The organism is Stenotrophomonas maltophilia group sp. Smal13 (assembly GCF_030236855.1).
Lineage (GTDB): Bacteria > Pseudomonadota > Gammaproteobacteria > Xanthomonadales > Xanthomonadaceae > Stenotrophomonas > Stenotrophomonas maltophilia_A.
The window spans coordinates 1-14,932 of the sequence record NZ_JASJSQ010000113.1; the positions used below are offsets into that span (position 1 = coordinate 1).

At 66.1% G+C, this 14,932-nt stretch carries 13 protein-coding genes and 1 tRNA gene; 2 read left to right on the forward strand and 12 right to left on the reverse strand.

The window, feature by feature from the left end; translation table 11 throughout:
* Both QRO95_RS22880 and QRO95_RS22885 read left to right on the forward strand, forming a co-directional pair.
* The coding region (locus tag QRO95_RS22880) for a TonB-dependent receptor (protein ID WP_285303559.1) at positions 1-2,237 on the forward strand (2,237 nt) is incomplete at its 5' end.
* Between the two features lie 121 nt (positions 2,238-2,358).
* Positions 2,359-2,820: a DUF4189 domain-containing protein gene (locus QRO95_RS22885; protein WP_180844142.1), complete on the forward strand. Its 462-nt coding sequence runs from the start codon at positions 2,359-2,361 to the stop codon at positions 2,818-2,820.
* An 84-nt stretch (positions 2,821-2,904) separates the two neighbouring features.
* Here QRO95_RS22885 and QRO95_RS22890 read toward each other — a convergent pair.
* The 12 genes from QRO95_RS22890 to folP form a co-directional block, all read right to left on the reverse strand.
* Positions 2,905-2,997 (reverse strand) — tRNA-Ser (locus QRO95_RS22890).
* Positions 2,998-3,075: 78 nt separating this feature from the next.
* Positions 3,076-3,279 (reverse strand): carbon storage regulator CsrA, encoded by a 204-nt coding sequence (csrA, locus tag QRO95_RS22895; RefSeq protein ID WP_006432031.1) that lies wholly within the window; start codon positions 3,277-3,279, stop codon positions 3,076-3,078.
* Between the two features lie 147 nt (positions 3,280-3,426).
* On the reverse strand, positions 3,427-6,075 hold the full coding sequence (gene alaS, locus QRO95_RS22900) for an alanine--tRNA ligase (RefSeq protein ID WP_285303560.1): 2,649 nt from the start codon (positions 6,073-6,075) through the stop codon (positions 3,427-3,429).
* Between the two features lie 109 nt (positions 6,076-6,184).
* Positions 6,185-6,676, reverse strand: coding sequence for a recombination regulator RecX (gene recX, locus QRO95_RS22905; RefSeq protein ID WP_014036760.1), 492 nt, complete (start codon positions 6,674-6,676; stop codon positions 6,185-6,187).
* Positions 6,677-6,786: 110 nt separating this feature from the next.
* Positions 6,787-7,824, reverse strand: a complete 1,038-nt coding sequence (recA, locus tag QRO95_RS22910) for a recombinase RecA (protein ID WP_010484252.1) — start codon at positions 7,822-7,824, stop codon at positions 6,787-6,789.
* A 204-nt stretch (positions 7,825-8,028) separates the two neighbouring features.
* On the reverse strand, positions 8,029-8,664 hold the full coding sequence (lexA, locus tag QRO95_RS22915) for a transcriptional repressor LexA (protein WP_032128412.1): 636 nt from the start codon (positions 8,662-8,664) through the stop codon (positions 8,029-8,031).
* A 213-nt stretch (positions 8,665-8,877) separates the two neighbouring features.
* Positions 8,878-10,560, reverse strand: coding sequence for a 2-polyprenylphenol 6-hydroxylase (gene ubiB / locus QRO95_RS22920; RefSeq protein ID WP_285303562.1), 1,683 nt, complete (start codon positions 10,558-10,560; stop codon positions 8,878-8,880).
* A 34-nt stretch (positions 10,561-10,594) separates the two neighbouring features.
* Entirely contained in the window at positions 10,595-11,089 is a 495-nt protein-coding gene (locus tag QRO95_RS22925) for a CinA family protein (RefSeq protein WP_010484249.1), read from the reverse strand.
* A gap of 122 nt (positions 11,090-11,211) precedes the next feature.
* Positions 11,212-12,522, reverse strand: coding sequence for a ribosome rescue GTPase HflX (gene hflX / locus QRO95_RS22930; RefSeq protein ID WP_032128411.1), 1,311 nt, complete (start codon positions 12,520-12,522; stop codon positions 11,212-11,214).
* 14 nt (positions 12,523-12,536) lie between these two features.
* The gene (hfq, locus tag QRO95_RS22935) at positions 12,537-12,812 is read right to left on the reverse strand and encodes an RNA chaperone Hfq (RefSeq protein WP_004152891.1); all 276 of its coding nucleotides are present in this window, start codon (positions 12,810-12,812) and stop codon (positions 12,537-12,539) included.
* Between the two features lie 96 nt (positions 12,813-12,908).
* A complete protein-coding gene (miaA, locus tag QRO95_RS22940; protein ID WP_285303561.1) occupies positions 12,909-13,862 on the reverse strand; it encodes a tRNA (adenosine(37)-N6)-dimethylallyltransferase MiaA in 954 nt (317 codons plus the stop codon).
* On the reverse strand, positions 13,862-14,758 hold the full coding sequence (gene folP / locus QRO95_RS22945; protein ID WP_153855157.1) for a dihydropteroate synthase: 897 nt from the start codon (positions 14,756-14,758) through the stop codon (positions 13,862-13,864). Before folP ends, miaA begins: the two co-directional genes overlap by 1 nt.
* Between the last annotated feature and the right edge of the window lie 174 nt (positions 14,759-14,932).

Genomic DNA, 14,932 nt, shown 5'->3' on the forward strand with positions numbered 1-14,932 from the left:
CCACCCAGCCTTCGCGCATCGACAGCCGGGTCACCGTCGACAATCCGCAGGCGCAGAACCGCACCCTCGGCGGCCTGCTCGAACACGTCTCCGGTGTGCAGAGCAGCGCCTTCGGGCCAAACGCGGGCGCTCCGGTCATCCGCAGCCTCAGCGGCAACCGCGTGCAGATCCTGCAGGACGGCCAGTCCATCCTGGGCATGAACGCGATCAGCGGTGACATCAACATCCCGTTCGATCCGCTGTTCGTGCGCAGCGTCACCGTCAACAAGTCCTCCGACACCGTGCGCTATGGCGGCAATGCGATCGGTGGCAGCGTGGAGATCGACTCGGGCCTGATCTCGCGCAGCATGGAAGACAAGGACCAGTCGATGGAACTGGTCCTGCGCAAGGGCTTCAACGCGGCCGACGCGCAGGGCTTCCGCATGAACTTCAACAACCAGCGCAACATCTCCACCAACCTGCAGGTGTCGCGACAGCGTATCTCGCACTACGACATCGCCGGCAACAGCAAGGCCAGCGTCTGCAACACCGGACTGTTCCCAGCCGGCGGGGGCGTCAACTCGGCACTGGCCGACGCCTGCCAGAAAGAGGCGCGCGTCCAGCAGTTCTACAACAAGGCCTCGCAGCCATACATCGACCAGTTCATGACCGAGAACCCGGACTGGGCCGATGGTGATTTCTCGTTCTACACCAACAATCCGATCTCGGTCTGGCAGCGCCGCACCTACGTCAATCCGGTCAACCCGGCCTACGTCGCAGGCACGCCTTCATACGTGCAGAAGCAGATCAACAACGATGTGACTCCCGATTACCACCACCGGCTGGGCAACAGCTATGCACGCAATTCGCAGGTGGCCTTCGGTTCGACGCTGTTCTTCGACCGCGGTTACGTCGGTGTCAGCATTGATGCCAAGGACAGCGAGTACGGCGTGCCGGGCTTTTCGATGCAGAACCTGTCGTTCGGCTCCAACTACGCCGACGGCCTGCCGGTGGGCGTGGTGATCAAGCAGCAGCGCTACGCACTGGAAGCCCTGCTGCGTGATCCACTGCCGTGGTTCGAGCGCGCGGAACTCCGTGTTTCCAAGCTGGACAACACCTCAGGCGAGCGGCTGGGCGCCACCAAGGCCAACGACTACGATTTCGAGAGCACCCAGGCCGAGCTGCTGCTCAGCCATCAACGCATCGGCCCGCTCAGCGGCCTGCTCGGTTTCAGCCATCAGTCGCGTGATGTCACCGGCAGCGGCTCGCAGCGCTACCTGCCGGACGTGGACACGCGCAGCAATGCGGTGTTCCTGAAGGAGACGCTGGACTTCGGCTGGGCCACCTTCGATGCAGGCATGCGCCACGAGCGTGTGGATCACGAATTGCAGCCCAGCCGCTTCAAGACCGCGCGCAATGCCGCCAACACCAAACTGCAGGACCGCGACTACCGGCTCAACAGCTACAGCCTGGGTTCGTATGTCGAGCTGGGGACGATGTTCGCGGCCAAGGTGCGCTACTCGTCTTCGCAACGTGCCCCGGAGATCAACGAGCTGTATGCCAGCAACGCACACTACTCGGTGATGACCCAGGAAGAAGGCAACCAGAATCTGGAACCGGAACGCGCGAAGAACCTGGAACTGACCGGCCTGTTCCATCTCGGCGGTTTCGAGCTCTCCGCCACCGCATACCGGATGAAGTACGAGAATTATCTCTACCTCGGCTACTCCGGCCTGCAGACCGCCAACCGCCTGCCACTGAAGTACTGGAAGCAGACCGACACCACGGTGAAGGGCTTCGAGATCGATGCTTCGCAGGCATTGGACCTGGGCCGCTTCGGCACGTTGAATGTGTCCGCCTTCGCCGACCTGGTGAAGAACAAGGCCGACCGCCCCGATTCGCTGCGTGCCCACAATGACGGTGAGTACCTGCCGAACATGCCGACCAACCGCTACGGCGCCAACCTGCAGTGGCAGCGCGAGGGCTGGAAGGCGCAGTTGTCCAGCACCTACTACGACAGGCAGAAGTACCTCGGCCGCAACGTCAGCGAGGAGGTGCCGCTGGATGCGTTCAACCTGGTCGACCTGCAGGTCAGCCGCGAACTGCCGGTACGCAACAGCTACATCGCCGGCATGGAGGTGTTCGTCAACGGCAGCAACCTGCTCAATGAGGAAGCGCGACCGCACAACTCGCCGCTGAAATACATTGCGCCGCTGCCGGGGCGTGGTTTCCAGGTGGGTGTGACGGTGAAGCTCTGACAACCGGATGCATCGGTACACGCCTGCAGGCAGACGGCCTGCAGGCGTCGTCCATCGCACCCCCTGCGTGGTTGCACCACGCTCCCCGGTTGATTCACCATCGGCAGAGAAGGAGAGCGTGATGAACTGGAAGCATGCGGTTTCACTGGCACTGTTGTTGTCCGTTTCATCAGGCGCAAGTGCTGCGTCTGCGATCACCTACGACAAGGATGGCCGCTACGGCTATTCGATGAACCAATCTTCCCTCACCACTGCGATGCAGCAGTCGCTGCACTACTGCGCAGCGCGATCGCGCAATTGCGGTCAGTCCGCCAGCACCAGCAGCGAAGGCTATTCGGCCATAGCGACCGGCACGATTGCGTTGGGCTTTGCACTGGGTGAGAAGACCGCGGACGCCGCGCAGCGGAAGGCCGAAAGAATGTGCAGGGAACGTGCCAACGACTGCACGCTTGCCTTGCTGTGGCGGGAAACCCCACCTCGCTATCTTGAACCGCCACAGCTGCCCGGTGCGCCCGCTCCGGCACCAGCGGCGACGCCCGCGCCCATGCCAACGCCTGCCATCCGCACCGATCAGCCAGGATAGTCAGCTCCACGCCGGCTGTACTTTCGAGTGTCGGATAAAGAAAAACGCCTGCAGATCGAGGATCTGCAGGCGCTTCTTTGTATCTGGCGGAGTGAGAGGGATTCGAACCCTCGATAGAGCTTTTGACCCTATACTCCCTTAGCAGGGGAGCCCCTTCGGCCACTCGGGCATCACTCCGGGGTTTTCTCCGCGTCTGGTGCGTTGCACCTCAGCGGGGCGTGAATCATAACGTTAATCGAGTGCGAAGGTAAAGCGTTATTCGGCAGAATTTTCGCTACCGGCGCCACCGGCTTCGTCACCGCGCTGGATGCGCTGATAGATCTCTTCGCGATGCACAGCGACGTCCTTCGGCGCGGTGATGCCGATACGCACCTGGTTACCCTTGACGCCAAGCACGGTGACGCTCACCGAGTCACCGATCATCAGGGTTTCGCCGACGCGGCGAGTCAGGATCAACATTTTTGTAAGTCTCCATGGAACCGTGTGGAAGGGTATCCCCCACCGGCTTGACGCTCCGTCAAGAAGCGCTACCACGACAAAGGGAAAAGATTCGCAATGGTACCGTCAGCCGTCCCGCTCCTACAAGGAGGGGGACGGCCAGGTTCATCACAGGCGGGGGCTGACCCATTCGACGACTGCAGCCAGCGCAGTGGCAAGGGCGGGCCCGTCCTCGCCACCACCCTGGGCGAGGTCCGGGCGTCCGCCGCCCTTGCCCCCGATCTGACCGGCGATATGGGACAACAGTTCCCCGGCCTTGACCTTGCCCATTGCGCTGCCGTTCACACCCGCGACCAGGGCGGCCTTGCCGTCCTGGGCGCCGGCCAGCACGATCACCGCATCGCCCAGCTGCTGCTTCAGGCGGTCCATGGCGTCACGCAGGGCCTTGGCGTCGAAGCCTTCCAGGCGCGCCGCCAGCACCTTCACACCGGCAACCTCGACGGCCTGGCCGGACAGGTCGGCGGTGGCGCCAGCGGCAACCTTGGCCTTCACGGACTCCAGCTCGCGTTCCAGCTGCTTCTGGCGCTGGCCAAGGGCGCGGATCTTCTCGACGACGTCGGCAGCGCTGCCGCCAAGCAGGTCGGCGGCCTCGGCCAGGCGGGCCTCTTCGGCGTCCACGTAATCCAGGGCGCCCTGGCCGGTGACCGCCTCGATGCGGCGCACGCCAGCGGAGACACCGCCCTCGGAGGTGATCTTGAACAGGCCGATGTCGCCGGTACGGTTGACGTGGGTGCCACCGCACAGCTCGGTGGAGTAGTCACCCATCTTCAGCACGCGCACGTGCTCACCGTACTTCTCGCCGAACAGGGCCATCGCGCCGAAGTCCAGCGCTTCCTGCATGCCCATGTTGTGCACTTCGGCTGCATTGTTGGCACGCACCTGCTGATTGACCTTGCGCTCGATCACGGCCAGCTCTTCCGCGCTGATCGGCTGGAAGTGCGAGAAGTCGAAGCGCAGGCGGTCCGGCGCCACCAGCGAGCCCTTCTGCTGCACGTGGGTGCCCAGCACTTCGCGCAGGGCGGCGTGCAGCAGGTGGGTGGCGGAGTGGTTGAGGATGGTGGCGCCACGGCGCTCGCCATCGACCTGGCCGGACAGCACATCACCGACCTTCAGGCCGCCTTCGGACAGGGTGCCGACGTGGCCATGGAACTGGCCGGCGAACTTCTGAGTGTCTTCCACCACCAGGCGCACGCCGTTGCCGGTGAGCACGCCGGTGTCGCCGACCTGGCCGCCGGACTCGGCGTAGAACGGGGTCTGGTTGGTGATCACGATGACCGCATCACCGGCATCGGCCGACTGCACCGGACGACCGTCCTTGAGCAGGGCCAGCACGGTCAGGCCGTCGGCCTGCAGGCGGTCATACCCCAGGAACGCGGTCGGGCTGAGGGTCGCCACCAGCTCGGCCGGCAGCGTCACGCCGCCACCGAATTTGCCGGCCGCGCGCGCAGTCTCGCGCTGCTGCTCCATCGCGGCGTCGAAGCCGGCAATGTCGACGGTCAGGTCGCGCTCGCGGGCGATGTCCTGGGTCAGGTCGAGCGGGAAGCCATAGGTGTCGTACAGGCGGAACGCGTCAACACCCGGGATCACACCATTGCTGGCCTTGCCGGCCACGTCCTCGAAGATCTTCATGCCGGCATCGAGGGTTTCGGCGAAACGCTCTTCCTCGGCCTGCAGCGCACGGGTGACGGTGTCCACCGCCGCCGGCAGTTCCGGATAGGCCTCGCCCATCTGCTCGACCAGGGTCGGCACCAGCTTGCTGAAGAACGGCTGGCGCACGCCCAGCATCCAGCCGTGGCGCAGGGCGCGGCGGATGATACGGCGCAGCACGTAGCCGCGGCCTTCGTTGGACGGCAGCACGCCGTCGACGATCAGGAACGAGCAGGCGCGGATGTGATCGGCGATCACGCGCAACGACTTGTTTTCCAGGTCGGCGGTGCCGGTCAGCTCGGATGCCTTGCGGATCAGGGCCTGGAACAGATCGATCTCGTAGTTGGTGTGCACGTGCTGCAGGATCGCCGCCAGGCGCTCCAGGCCCATGCCGGTATCCACGCACGGTGCCGGCAGCGGCACCAGGGTGCCGTCGGGCTGGCGGTCAAACTGCATGAACACCAGGTTCCAGATTTCGATGAAGCGGTCGCCGTCCTCATCCGGGGAGCCCGGGGGGCCGCCGGCGATATGGTCGCCGTGGTCGTAGAAGATCTCGGTGCACGGGCCGCACGGACCGGTGTCGGCCATCTGCCAGAAGTTGTCCGAAGCGAACGGTGCGCCCTTGTTGTCGCCAATGCGCACGATGCGCTCTTCCGGCACGCCGACCATGTCGCGCCACAGTGCGTACGCTTCGTCATCGGTCTGGTAGACGGTGACCAGCAGGCGCTCGGCCGGCAGCTTCCAGACCTGGGTCAGCAGTTCCCAGGCCCAGGCGATCGCATCCTTCTTGAAGTAGTCGCCGAACGACCAGTTGCCCAGCATTTCGAAGAAGGTGTGGTGGCGTGCGGTGTAGCCGACCTGGTCAAGGTCGTTGTGCTTGCCGCCGGCGCGCAGGCAGCGCTGGACATCGGCCGCGCGCACGTAGCTGCGCTTCTCCGCGCCAAGGAACACGTCCTTGAACTGCACCATGCCGGAGTTGGTGAACAGCAGGGTCGGATCATTGCCCGGCACCAGCGGCGCCGACGGCACGATGGTGTGGCCTTTGCCCTTGAAGAATTCAAGGAAGTCGCTGCGGATCTGGGAAGTCGTGAATTTGGCGGATGCGTTCATTGAGGGCTGGCAGTCTGCGGGCCGGCGGGCCCGGACCACCGGCCGCGTTGGCCAGGGTCGCGAGGGACCGCCGAAAACCTAAAGGGTATCAGGCCCGGCGCCGCCAGTCTCAGTCATCCGGGTCGTAGCGGGTCGCACGGCGGATGCTGTCGCCGTCGAAGCCCCGTCGGGCCAGCAGATCGGCGGCCTTGCGCCGCTGCGTCAGGTCCTGCGGACCGGCCTCGCCAAAGCGTCGGCGGACCAGATCACGGGCATTTTCCTGCCAGTCGCCTTCGTAGCTGTCCATCGCCGCGGCAATCGCGGCACTGTCCAGGCCGTGAGTGCCCAGCTCGGCGCGGACATGGATCGGCCCATAACCGGTGTTGGCGCGCATCCGCACCAGGTTCTCGGCGAAACGGGTGTCGTCCTGCCAGCCGGCTTCGGTCAGCTTGGCGACAGCCGCCTGCGCGGCTTCATCTTCGATGCCACGTGCGGTCAGCTTGCGGGTGAGCTCCTTGCGCGAGTGCTCGCGGCGGACCAGCAGGCCCAGCGCTCGTTGCACGGGCGTCTGCTCGCGCGGCCGGCGTTTGCGGCCGGTGGGAATGTCGTCGGCGTCGGACATCGGTGCTCCAAGGGTGGCGCCATCCGTGGCGCCCAGCCCATCCCTGGGCGATTCGAACCTGCGGGACAGGGCGACGTCACTGACGGCGCCGCCCTGCCCCACAGCAAGCCTTATTCGTCGTCGCCTTCGTCGTCGCCTTCCTCACGGCTGGCTTCGGTCGGCTGGAACTTCTCGCGCAGCTCGGCTTCAAGCTTGGCAGCGACCGTCGGGTTGTCGCGCAGGTAGCCACGGGCGTTGTCCTTGCCCTGGCCGATACGCTCTTCACCGTAGCTGTACCAGGCGCCGGCCTTCTCGACCAGCTTGGCATCCACACCCATGTCGATCAGCTCGCCCTCGCGGCTGATGCCTTCGCCGTACAGGATCTCGGTGATGACCTGCTTGAACGGAGGCGCCAGCTTGTTCTTGACGACCTTGATCTTGGTCTGGTTGCCGATGATCTCGTCGCCCTTCTTGATCGCGCCGATACGGCGGATGTCCAACCGCACCGAGGCGTAGAACTTCAGCGCGTTGCCGCCGGTGGTGGTTTCCGGGCTCTGGCCCGGCATCATCACGCCGATCTTCATGCGCAGCTGGTTGATGAAGACCACCAGGGTGTTGGAGCGCTTGATGTTGCCGGTCAGCTTGCGCAGCGCCTGGCTCATCAGGCGGGCCTGCAGGCCCGGCAGCTGGTCGCCCATCTCGCCTTCGATTTCGGCCTTCGGGGTCAGCGCGGCGACCGAGTCGATCACCAGGATGTCCACCGAACCCGAACGGACGAGCATGTCGGCGATTTCCAGCGCCTGCTCGCCGGTATCCGGCTGCGACAGCAGCAGGTCGTCCACGTTCACGCCCAGCTTGGCGGCGTAGATCGGGTCCAGCGCGTGCTCGGCGTCGATGAAGGCCGCGGTGCCGCCCATCTTCTGGCATTCGGCGATGGCCTGCAGGGTCAGCGTGGTCTTGCCCGAGGATTCCGGCCCGTAGATTTCAACGACACGGCCCTTCGGCAGACCGCCAATGCCCAGCGCGATGTCGAGCATCAGCGAACCGGTCGGGATGGCTTCGACGGGCTCGACCACGCGGTCGCCCATGCGCATCACCGAGCCCTTGCCGAACTGCTTTTCGATCTGGCCCAGAGCTGCAGCGAGGGCGCGCTTCTTGTTCTCGTCCATCGGATTGGTCCTTGCAGAGGTCGTGTCGTTGGAGGTGCTGTCTTTGGGGGTCTTCTTTGCCATGGGTTCACTTTAAGTCGGACGTATCGCACAGGCTGAGATTCTGCCCGGCGCTCTGAAAAGAATTATCGGACATCCGTACCAACCTCAGTGGAACCAGAGAATCGCCACAAAAGACCGCGGGGTAATGCGCTATGGAACGGGTCAACGGTTGGGTCGCAACAGGCCGCAATAGAGGCCCTCGATCGAGAAGTCCTGGTCAGGCAGCACCTCGATCGGCTTGTAGTCGGGATTGCGCGGCAGCAGGCGGATACGATCCTTGGCGATCTTCAGCAGCTTGACGGTGATCTCGTCATCGATGCGGGCCACCACGATCTGTCCGGAATGGGCATCGCGGGTGCGGTGCACGCCGATCAGGTCACCGTCGAAGATGCCCTCGTCGATCATCGAATCACCCTGCACCTTCAACAGGTAATCCGGTGCCGGCGAGAAGAACACCCGGTCCAGCACCACGAAGTCGTCCGAGCCGATATCAGCACCGATCGGCAGACCGGCTGCGACACGGCCCAGCACCGGCAGGCGCAGGACGCTGTCGGGCAGGCCCGGCTCGGCCAGCTTCTCGACAGGTGGCGCCTGTACCAGGCGGATGCCGCGGGCCTGGCCCGGGATGCGACGGATCGCACCGGCCTGCTCCAGGGCTTCCAGGTGGTACTGGGCCGCGCGCACGCCCTTGAAGCCGAACGCACGTGCGATTTCAGTCTGCGACGGCGGCGCGCCTTCGCTCTCAATACGCTCGGCGATCAACTGCAGGATCGCCTGCTGGGTGTCGGTCAGGTCCATGATTAGTAGTATTACTACTAACGAGCGGGACTGCAAGTGCCGGGGGCGACACGGCGGCATCTGTGGTGCCGAGCTGTGCTTGGTAATCGTCGCCGGGCTTGGCCTGGCTGGCAGAGACAAAGGCGAGAGCAGAAGCAGCCGACCAGCGGTCGGCTCTACAGGAATCGCGCAGCGATTCCGCGGCTCCCGTTGGGAACCGCTGCGGCAAGCACACTATGTGTGCTTGCCGCTTCTCCAGATCGAAAACAGGATCCAGACGCCGCAGAAGCCGGCGCCGATGAAGCCGCACACGCCCAGTGCCAGCAGCCAGCGGCTGGAGACGCCGCCAACGCTGTGCATCACGATCGACGAGCCGATGATCAATGCGGCGGTGACGATGCCCATCACCAGCCGGTTCGCCGCACGGTTCACCTGCTCGCCGAAGCCCTGCAGCGCCGTGGTTTCCACCTTCAGCTGCAGGCGCCCACGGCGGGCGGCCTGGACCAGCTTGCGCAGGTCGCGGGGCAGTTCACCGGCGAAGTCGACCAGGCCCAGCAAGCTGCGGCGGCCGCGCTTGAGCAGGGCCCTGGGCGCATAGCGCTGCAGCACCACCCGTTCCAGGAACGGGCGCGCGGCACTGGCCATGTCGAAATCAGGGTCCAGCTGCCGCCCCATGCCTTCCAGGGTCAGGAACGCCTTGATCATCAGCGCCAGGTCGGCCGGCAGGGTCAGGCTGTAGCTGCGCAGCAGCTGGGTGATGTCGCCCAGCATCAGACCGATGCGCAGGTCCTTCAGCGGCACGCCACGGTACTGGTCGACGAACTGGCTGATGTCGTGCTGCAGCCGGTTCTCGTCCACTTCCACGCCGCCGACCCAGTCCAGCAGCACGTCGGCCACGCCCTGCGGGTCCTGCTCGACCAGCCCGTGCAGCAGCTGCGCGACCTGAAAACGACGCACTTCGGACAGCGCACCGACCATGCCGAAATCGATCACACCGATGCGGCCGTCACGCAGGTAGATGATGTTGCCGGGATGCGGATCGGCGTGGAAGCTGCCGTCCTCCAGCACCATCTTCAGCACGATGTCAGCACCACGCCGCGCCAGTTCGCGCCGATCCAGCCCCGCCGCATCGACGCCGGCCAGATCACGCCCTGGAATGCCGTCGACGAAGTCCTGCACGTTCAGGCTTTCGCAGGTCCACTGCCAGTGCACGTCGGGAATCAGGATGTCGTCGCGGCCTTTGAAGTTGCGCGCGATGCGCTCGGCATTGCGGCATTCGGCGGCAAAATCCAGCTCGCGACGCAGCGACACGGTGAACTGCTGCACCACCTCGGCCGGGCGATAGCGGCGCAGGTCCGGCAGGCGCGCCTCGACGATCTCCGCCAGGCGGGCCAGCAGCCGCAGGTCGGCCTCGACCACATCGCGGATGCCGGGGCGACGCACCTTCAGCACCACCTCGCGACCGTCATGCAGGCGCGCGCGGTGGGCCTGCGCCAGCGAAGCGGCGGCCATCGGGGTTTCATCGAGGAAGGCGAACACTTCTGAAGGCGATGCACCTAGGTCGGCCTCGAGCTGCTCGCGGATATCCGCGTACGGCAGCGCCGGTACTGCGTTCTGCAGTTCAGAGAGCTCGGCGATCCATTCCGGCGGCAGCAGGTCGACGCGCGTCGCCAGCACCTGGCCGAGCTTGACGAAGGTCGGGCCGAGATCCTGCATCGCGCTGCGCACGCGCACCGGCGCGGTCATCCGCAACAGTTCCTGCCGCTCCTCGTTCCAGTGCAGCAGGCGCCCTGCCCGCTCCAGCGTGCTGGCCAGGCCGATGCGCCGCACCACATCGCCGAAGCCATAGCGGATCAGGACGACGGCGATTTCCTGCAGTCGGCCCAGGTCACGGACCGTGCCCAGCGTTTCCCACATCATGCGTGCTCCGGACGATTACCGGAGCAGCATGTCACAGCTGGGCGTCGATACCGCGCAATGCCGCCGCCACGGTTTGCCGGCGGATGGCTTCGCGGTCGCCATCGAACTGGAACAGCTCGGCACGGGCATAGCCACCGCGGCGCTTCCAGCCAATCCAGACGCTGCCGACAGGCTTGTCCGGGCTGCCGCCACCAGGACCGGCGATGCCGGTCACCGCCACGGCGATACCGGCGCCGGAATTGACCAGCGCACCGGACACCATTTCCAGCACGGTTTCGCGGCTGACCGCGCCGAACTGCTCGAGGGTCTGCGCACGCACGCCCAGCAGGCGCTGCTTGGCCTCGTAGCTGTAGACCACCATGCCGCAGTCGAAGAACGCCGAGGAACCGGCGATATCGGTCATGCACTTGGCGATCCAGCCACCACTGCAGCTTTCAGCGGTCACCAGCTGCAGCGAAGCCTGCTGCAGGCGCTGCCCGAGCGCGGCGGACTGGGCATTGAGTTCAGCGTCGGTGGGAATGGACATCGGCATGACGGTGGGGTGAAGAACCTGCACGTTGTACCGCAGATGACAGCTGGATGTCGCGCCCCTCCGGCACGGTTGCGCTGCCGGCCAGCGGCCGGCACTACCGGGCATGGGCCGCTACCTCACCACTCCGGCAGTTTCTCCGGCAGCAGCGCCCGGATCGGCGCGCCGTCGGCACTGGCAGCCAGTTTTTCGGCTTCGGCAATCGGCAGGTCGACCTGCAGCAGCCAGCCGTCTTCGTCGGCCTGCTCGCTGCGGATCACTTCCAGCTGGTGCAGGCGCGCACGCAGGCGGCCGGCATCCGGCGGCAGGCGCAGTTCGCCGGTGACATGCTGCAGGCCCAGGCGCTTGCCCAGCACCGCCTGCAGCAGCTCCAGGCCCTGCCCGTCACGCGCGGAAATCCACACCCGCTCCCGGCGCGACTCATCCGGGATACCGTCCTGGCCATCGTGGCGGACGTCGGCACCTTCGATGCGGTCGATCTTGTTGAACACCAGCAACTGCGGCAGGTCACCGGCACCGACCGCGGTCAGTACCTCGTCCACCTGGGCGATGCGCTCCTCGCGGTGCGGATCGGCGGCGTCGACCACGTGCAGCAGGAAATCGGCCTCGCGCGCCTCGGACAGGGTCGAGCGGAACGCAGCGACCAGGTCATGCGGCAGATCGCGAACGAAGCCGACGGTGTCGGCCAGCACCACGTTGCCGCCCGGCACCGCGATGCGACGCACGGTCGGGTCCAGCGTGGCAAACAGCTGGTCGGCGGCATAGGCCTCGGCGCCGGTCATGGCATTGAACAGGGTCGACTTGCCGGCGTTGGTGTAGCCGACCAGGGCCACGCGCGGCAGCTCGCTGCGCACGCGCGCACGGCGCATCTGGGTGCGCTGCACCTCGACCTTTTCCAGCCGCTTCTGCAGCTGCTCGACCCGCTTCTGCAACAGGCGGCGGTCGGTTTCCAGCTGGGTTTCACCCGGGCCACGCAGGCCGATCGAACCACCGCGCTGGCGCTCCAGGTGGGTCCAGCCGCGCACCAGCCGTGTGGCCAGGTGACGCAGCTGCGCCAGTTCGACCTGCAGCTTGCCTTCGTGGCTGTGCGCACGCTGGGCAAAGATGTCCAGGATCAGGCCGGTACGATCGATCACCCGGCGCTCGAGGAAGCGTTCCAGGTTGCGCTCCTGGCCCGGGCTCAACGCATGGTTGACCAGGATCAGGTCGGCACCGCTGGCATCAGCCGCGGCCTTGATCTCGTCCAGCTTGCCGCTGCCGATCAGGGTCGACGGATTCGGGCGATCCAGGCGCGCGGTGATCGTCGCGGCGATGCTGGCCCCAGCCGAGCGGGCCAGATCACCGAACTCCTCAAGCACATCGTCTTCCAGCTTGCCGAAATGGGGCTGGATCAACAGGGCGTGTTCGCCCTTTTTCGAGCGGTCAAACATTCACCGCTCCGGTATTACTCGTCTGCTTCATCACCTGCCTGACCACCTTCACCCGACTGCACGTAACCACCGCCCGGACCGACCTTCACGTTGCGTGCCGGAACGACCGTGGAAATGGCGTGCTTGTAGACCATCTGACTGACCGTGTTGCGCAGCAGGACCACGAACTGGTCGAACGACTCGATCGTGCCCTGCAGCTTGATGCCGTTCACCAGGTACACCGAAACCGGCACGCGTTCGCGCCGCAGTGCGTTCAAGAAAGGATCCTGCAGCGATTGCCCCTTGGACATTGCACACTCCTGATTATTGTTCTTATTGGGTTGCCGACGGTTGCCACGGCCCCCGAGCCGCCCGCCGACCGATGATGTTACACGGCTGGCGGGGGTTCAGCGTGCGACGAAGGTCGACACCGCGCCGGCCAGGCGCTCGTGCTCGATATGGGGGTCGAACCAGCGCGCATCAAGCTCGCCGCGCAGCCAGGTCAGCTGGCGCTTGGCCAGCTGGCGGGTGGCGAAGATCGCCTTGTCACGGAAGCGGGCGGCATCGCCCTCCCCGTCCAGGTATTCCCAGGCCTGCCGATAGCCGACCGCGCGCACTGCCGGCAGGTCCAGCGGCGCCTCCACGGCAGCCATTTCCGGCATCGCGCGCAACGCCCGCACCTCGTCGAGGAAGCCCTGCGCAAGCATGGCGTCGAAGCGCGCCTCGATGCGCTGGTGCAGCACCGCGCGGTCACGCGGCGCCAGGATCAGCTTGAGGGTGCGCACCGGCAACGGCGCCACGCCCGGCCGGCGCTGCCATTCAGTGATGGGGGAGCCGGTCAGGCGATAGACCTCCAGCGCCCGCTGGATGCGCTGCGGGTCGGTGGCATGGATGCGTGCCGCTGCTGCTGGGTCGACCTTGGCCAACTCTGCGTGCAGCGCCGCCCAGCCACGCTCGGCCGCCTCGGCGCTGAGCGCTTCGCGCGTCGCCGGATCGGCCTCGGGCATCGGCGACAGGCCCTGCAACAGGGCGCGGAAGTACAGGCCAGTGCCACCGGCCAGGATCGGCATCTTGCCGCGTGCCACGATGTCGGCCACGACCCGGCCGGCATCGGCGGCGAATTCGGCTGCCGAGTAGGTCTGCCAGGGATCGCGCAGGTCCAGCAGATGGTGCGGCGCCTGCGCACGCTCGGCCGCATCGGGCTTGGCCGAACCGATATCCAGGTGGCGGTACACCAGCGCCGAATCGACGCTGACGATTTCGCCATCCAGCTGCTGTGCCAGGGCGATCGCGGTGGCGGTCTTGCCACTGGCGGTCGGCCCCATCACGGCGATCGCCAGTGGCCGCCGGTCGATGCCCATCAGTCTTCGTCCGGCCAGCGGATCGTCGGCGTGGCGTCGGCACGCGGCGTCGGCACGGCTTCCACCGCCTGCCAGATCTTCAGCGCATCGACGGTGGCCGCCACGTCATGCACGCGCACGATGCGCGCGCCACGCTGGACCGCGATCAGGTGCGCGGCTACCGAAGCCGCCACGCGCTCGGACGGCGTGTCGCGGCCGGTCAGTTCCCCCAGGCTGCGCTTGCGCGACAAGCCAGCCAGCATCGGCACGCCCAGTTCCAGGAAGCGTTCCGAGCGCGCCAGCAGGGTCATGTTGTGGGCCGTGGTCTTGCCGAAGCCGAAACCGAGGTCGACCAGCAGGTTCTTCTTCGCGATGCCGGCCATTTCTGCAGCGAACAGGCGCTGCACCAGGAAGCCGTGCACCTCGGCGACCACGTCATCGTAGTGTGGGTCAGCCTGCATGTGGCCCGGCTCGCCCTGCATGTGCATCAGCACCACCGGCACGCCGGTTGCAGCGGCGGCGTCCAGCGCCCCATCCTGGCGCAGGCCGAAGATGTCATTGATCATGCCCGCGCCGGCGGCCACGGCCGCACGCATCACCTCCGGCTTGAAGGTATCGATACTGATCGGAACCTGCGTACGGGCGGCCAGCTGCTCGATCACCGGAAGCACCCGGCGCAGCTCTTCCTCGACCGATACCGGCGCGGCGCCCGGGCGGGTGGATTCGCCGCCGATATCGAGCAGGTCCGCGCCCTCCTCGACCAGCTTCAGGCCATGTGCGACCGCGGCCTCGGTGGTGTCGTGCGCGCCGCCATCGGAGAACGAGTCCGGGGTGACGTTGACGATGCCCATGACCCGGGCGCGGTCGAGGCGCAGGATGCGGCCGGCGCAATCGAGCTGGGGCGAGGTATCGAACATGGGCAATCCTGCAGGGACAACGGCGGGTAGTTTAGTTCGGCAGGGCGGCACCCTGCACCAGCAGGGGCCAGAGCGACAGCAACAGCCGGAGCAACAGCGGGTTTACTGAGGGATGGCGGGGTGGGTCCGGTTGCGGGGGACGCCGTGAATCCGTCCATGGAGGCTCGGTCGCGC

What these genes read in the sequence shown, in the direction of transcription:
- QRO95_RS22885 (WP_180844142.1), top strand. Translation starts at nt 2,359, where the DNA reads ATGAACTGGAAGCATGCGGTTTCACTGGCACTGTTGTTGTCCGTTTCA.
- folP (WP_153855157.1), bottom strand. Translation starts at nt 14,758, where the DNA reads ATGTTCGATACCTCGCCCCAGCTCGATTGCGCCGGCCGCATCCTGCGC.
- alaS (WP_285303560.1), bottom strand. Translation starts at nt 6,075, where the DNA reads ATGAACGCATCCGCCAAATTCACGACTTCCCAGATCCGCAGCGACTTC.
- csrA (WP_006432031.1), bottom strand. Translation starts at nt 3,279, where the DNA reads ATGTTGATCCTGACTCGCCGCGTCGGCGAAACCCTGATGATCGGTGAC.
- recA (WP_010484252.1), bottom strand. Translation starts at nt 7,824, where the DNA reads ATGGACGAGAACAAGAAGCGCGCCCTCGCTGCAGCTCTGGGCCAGATC.
- hflX (WP_032128411.1), bottom strand. Translation starts at nt 12,522, where the DNA reads ATGTTTGACCGCTCGAAAAAGGGCGAACACGCCCTGTTGATCCAGCCC.
- lexA (WP_032128412.1), bottom strand. Translation starts at nt 8,664, where the DNA reads ATGGACCTGACCGACACCCAGCAGGCGATCCTGCAGTTGATCGCCGAG.
- miaA (WP_285303561.1), bottom strand. Translation starts at nt 13,862, where the DNA reads ATGGGCATCGACCGGCGGCCACTGGCGATCGCCGTGATGGGGCCGACC.
- ubiB (WP_285303562.1), bottom strand. Translation starts at nt 10,560, where the DNA reads ATGTGGGAAACGCTGGGCACGGTCCGTGACCTGGGCCGACTGCAGGAA.
- hfq (WP_004152891.1), bottom strand. Translation starts at nt 12,812, where the DNA reads ATGTCCAAGGGGCAATCGCTGCAGGATCCTTTCTTGAACGCACTGCGG.
- recX (WP_014036760.1), bottom strand. Translation starts at nt 6,676, where the DNA reads ATGTCCGACGCCGACGACATTCCCACCGGCCGCAAACGCCGGCCGCGC.
- QRO95_RS22925 (WP_010484249.1), bottom strand. Translation starts at nt 11,089, where the DNA reads ATGTCCATTCCCACCGACGCTGAACTCAATGCCCAGTCCGCCGCGCTC.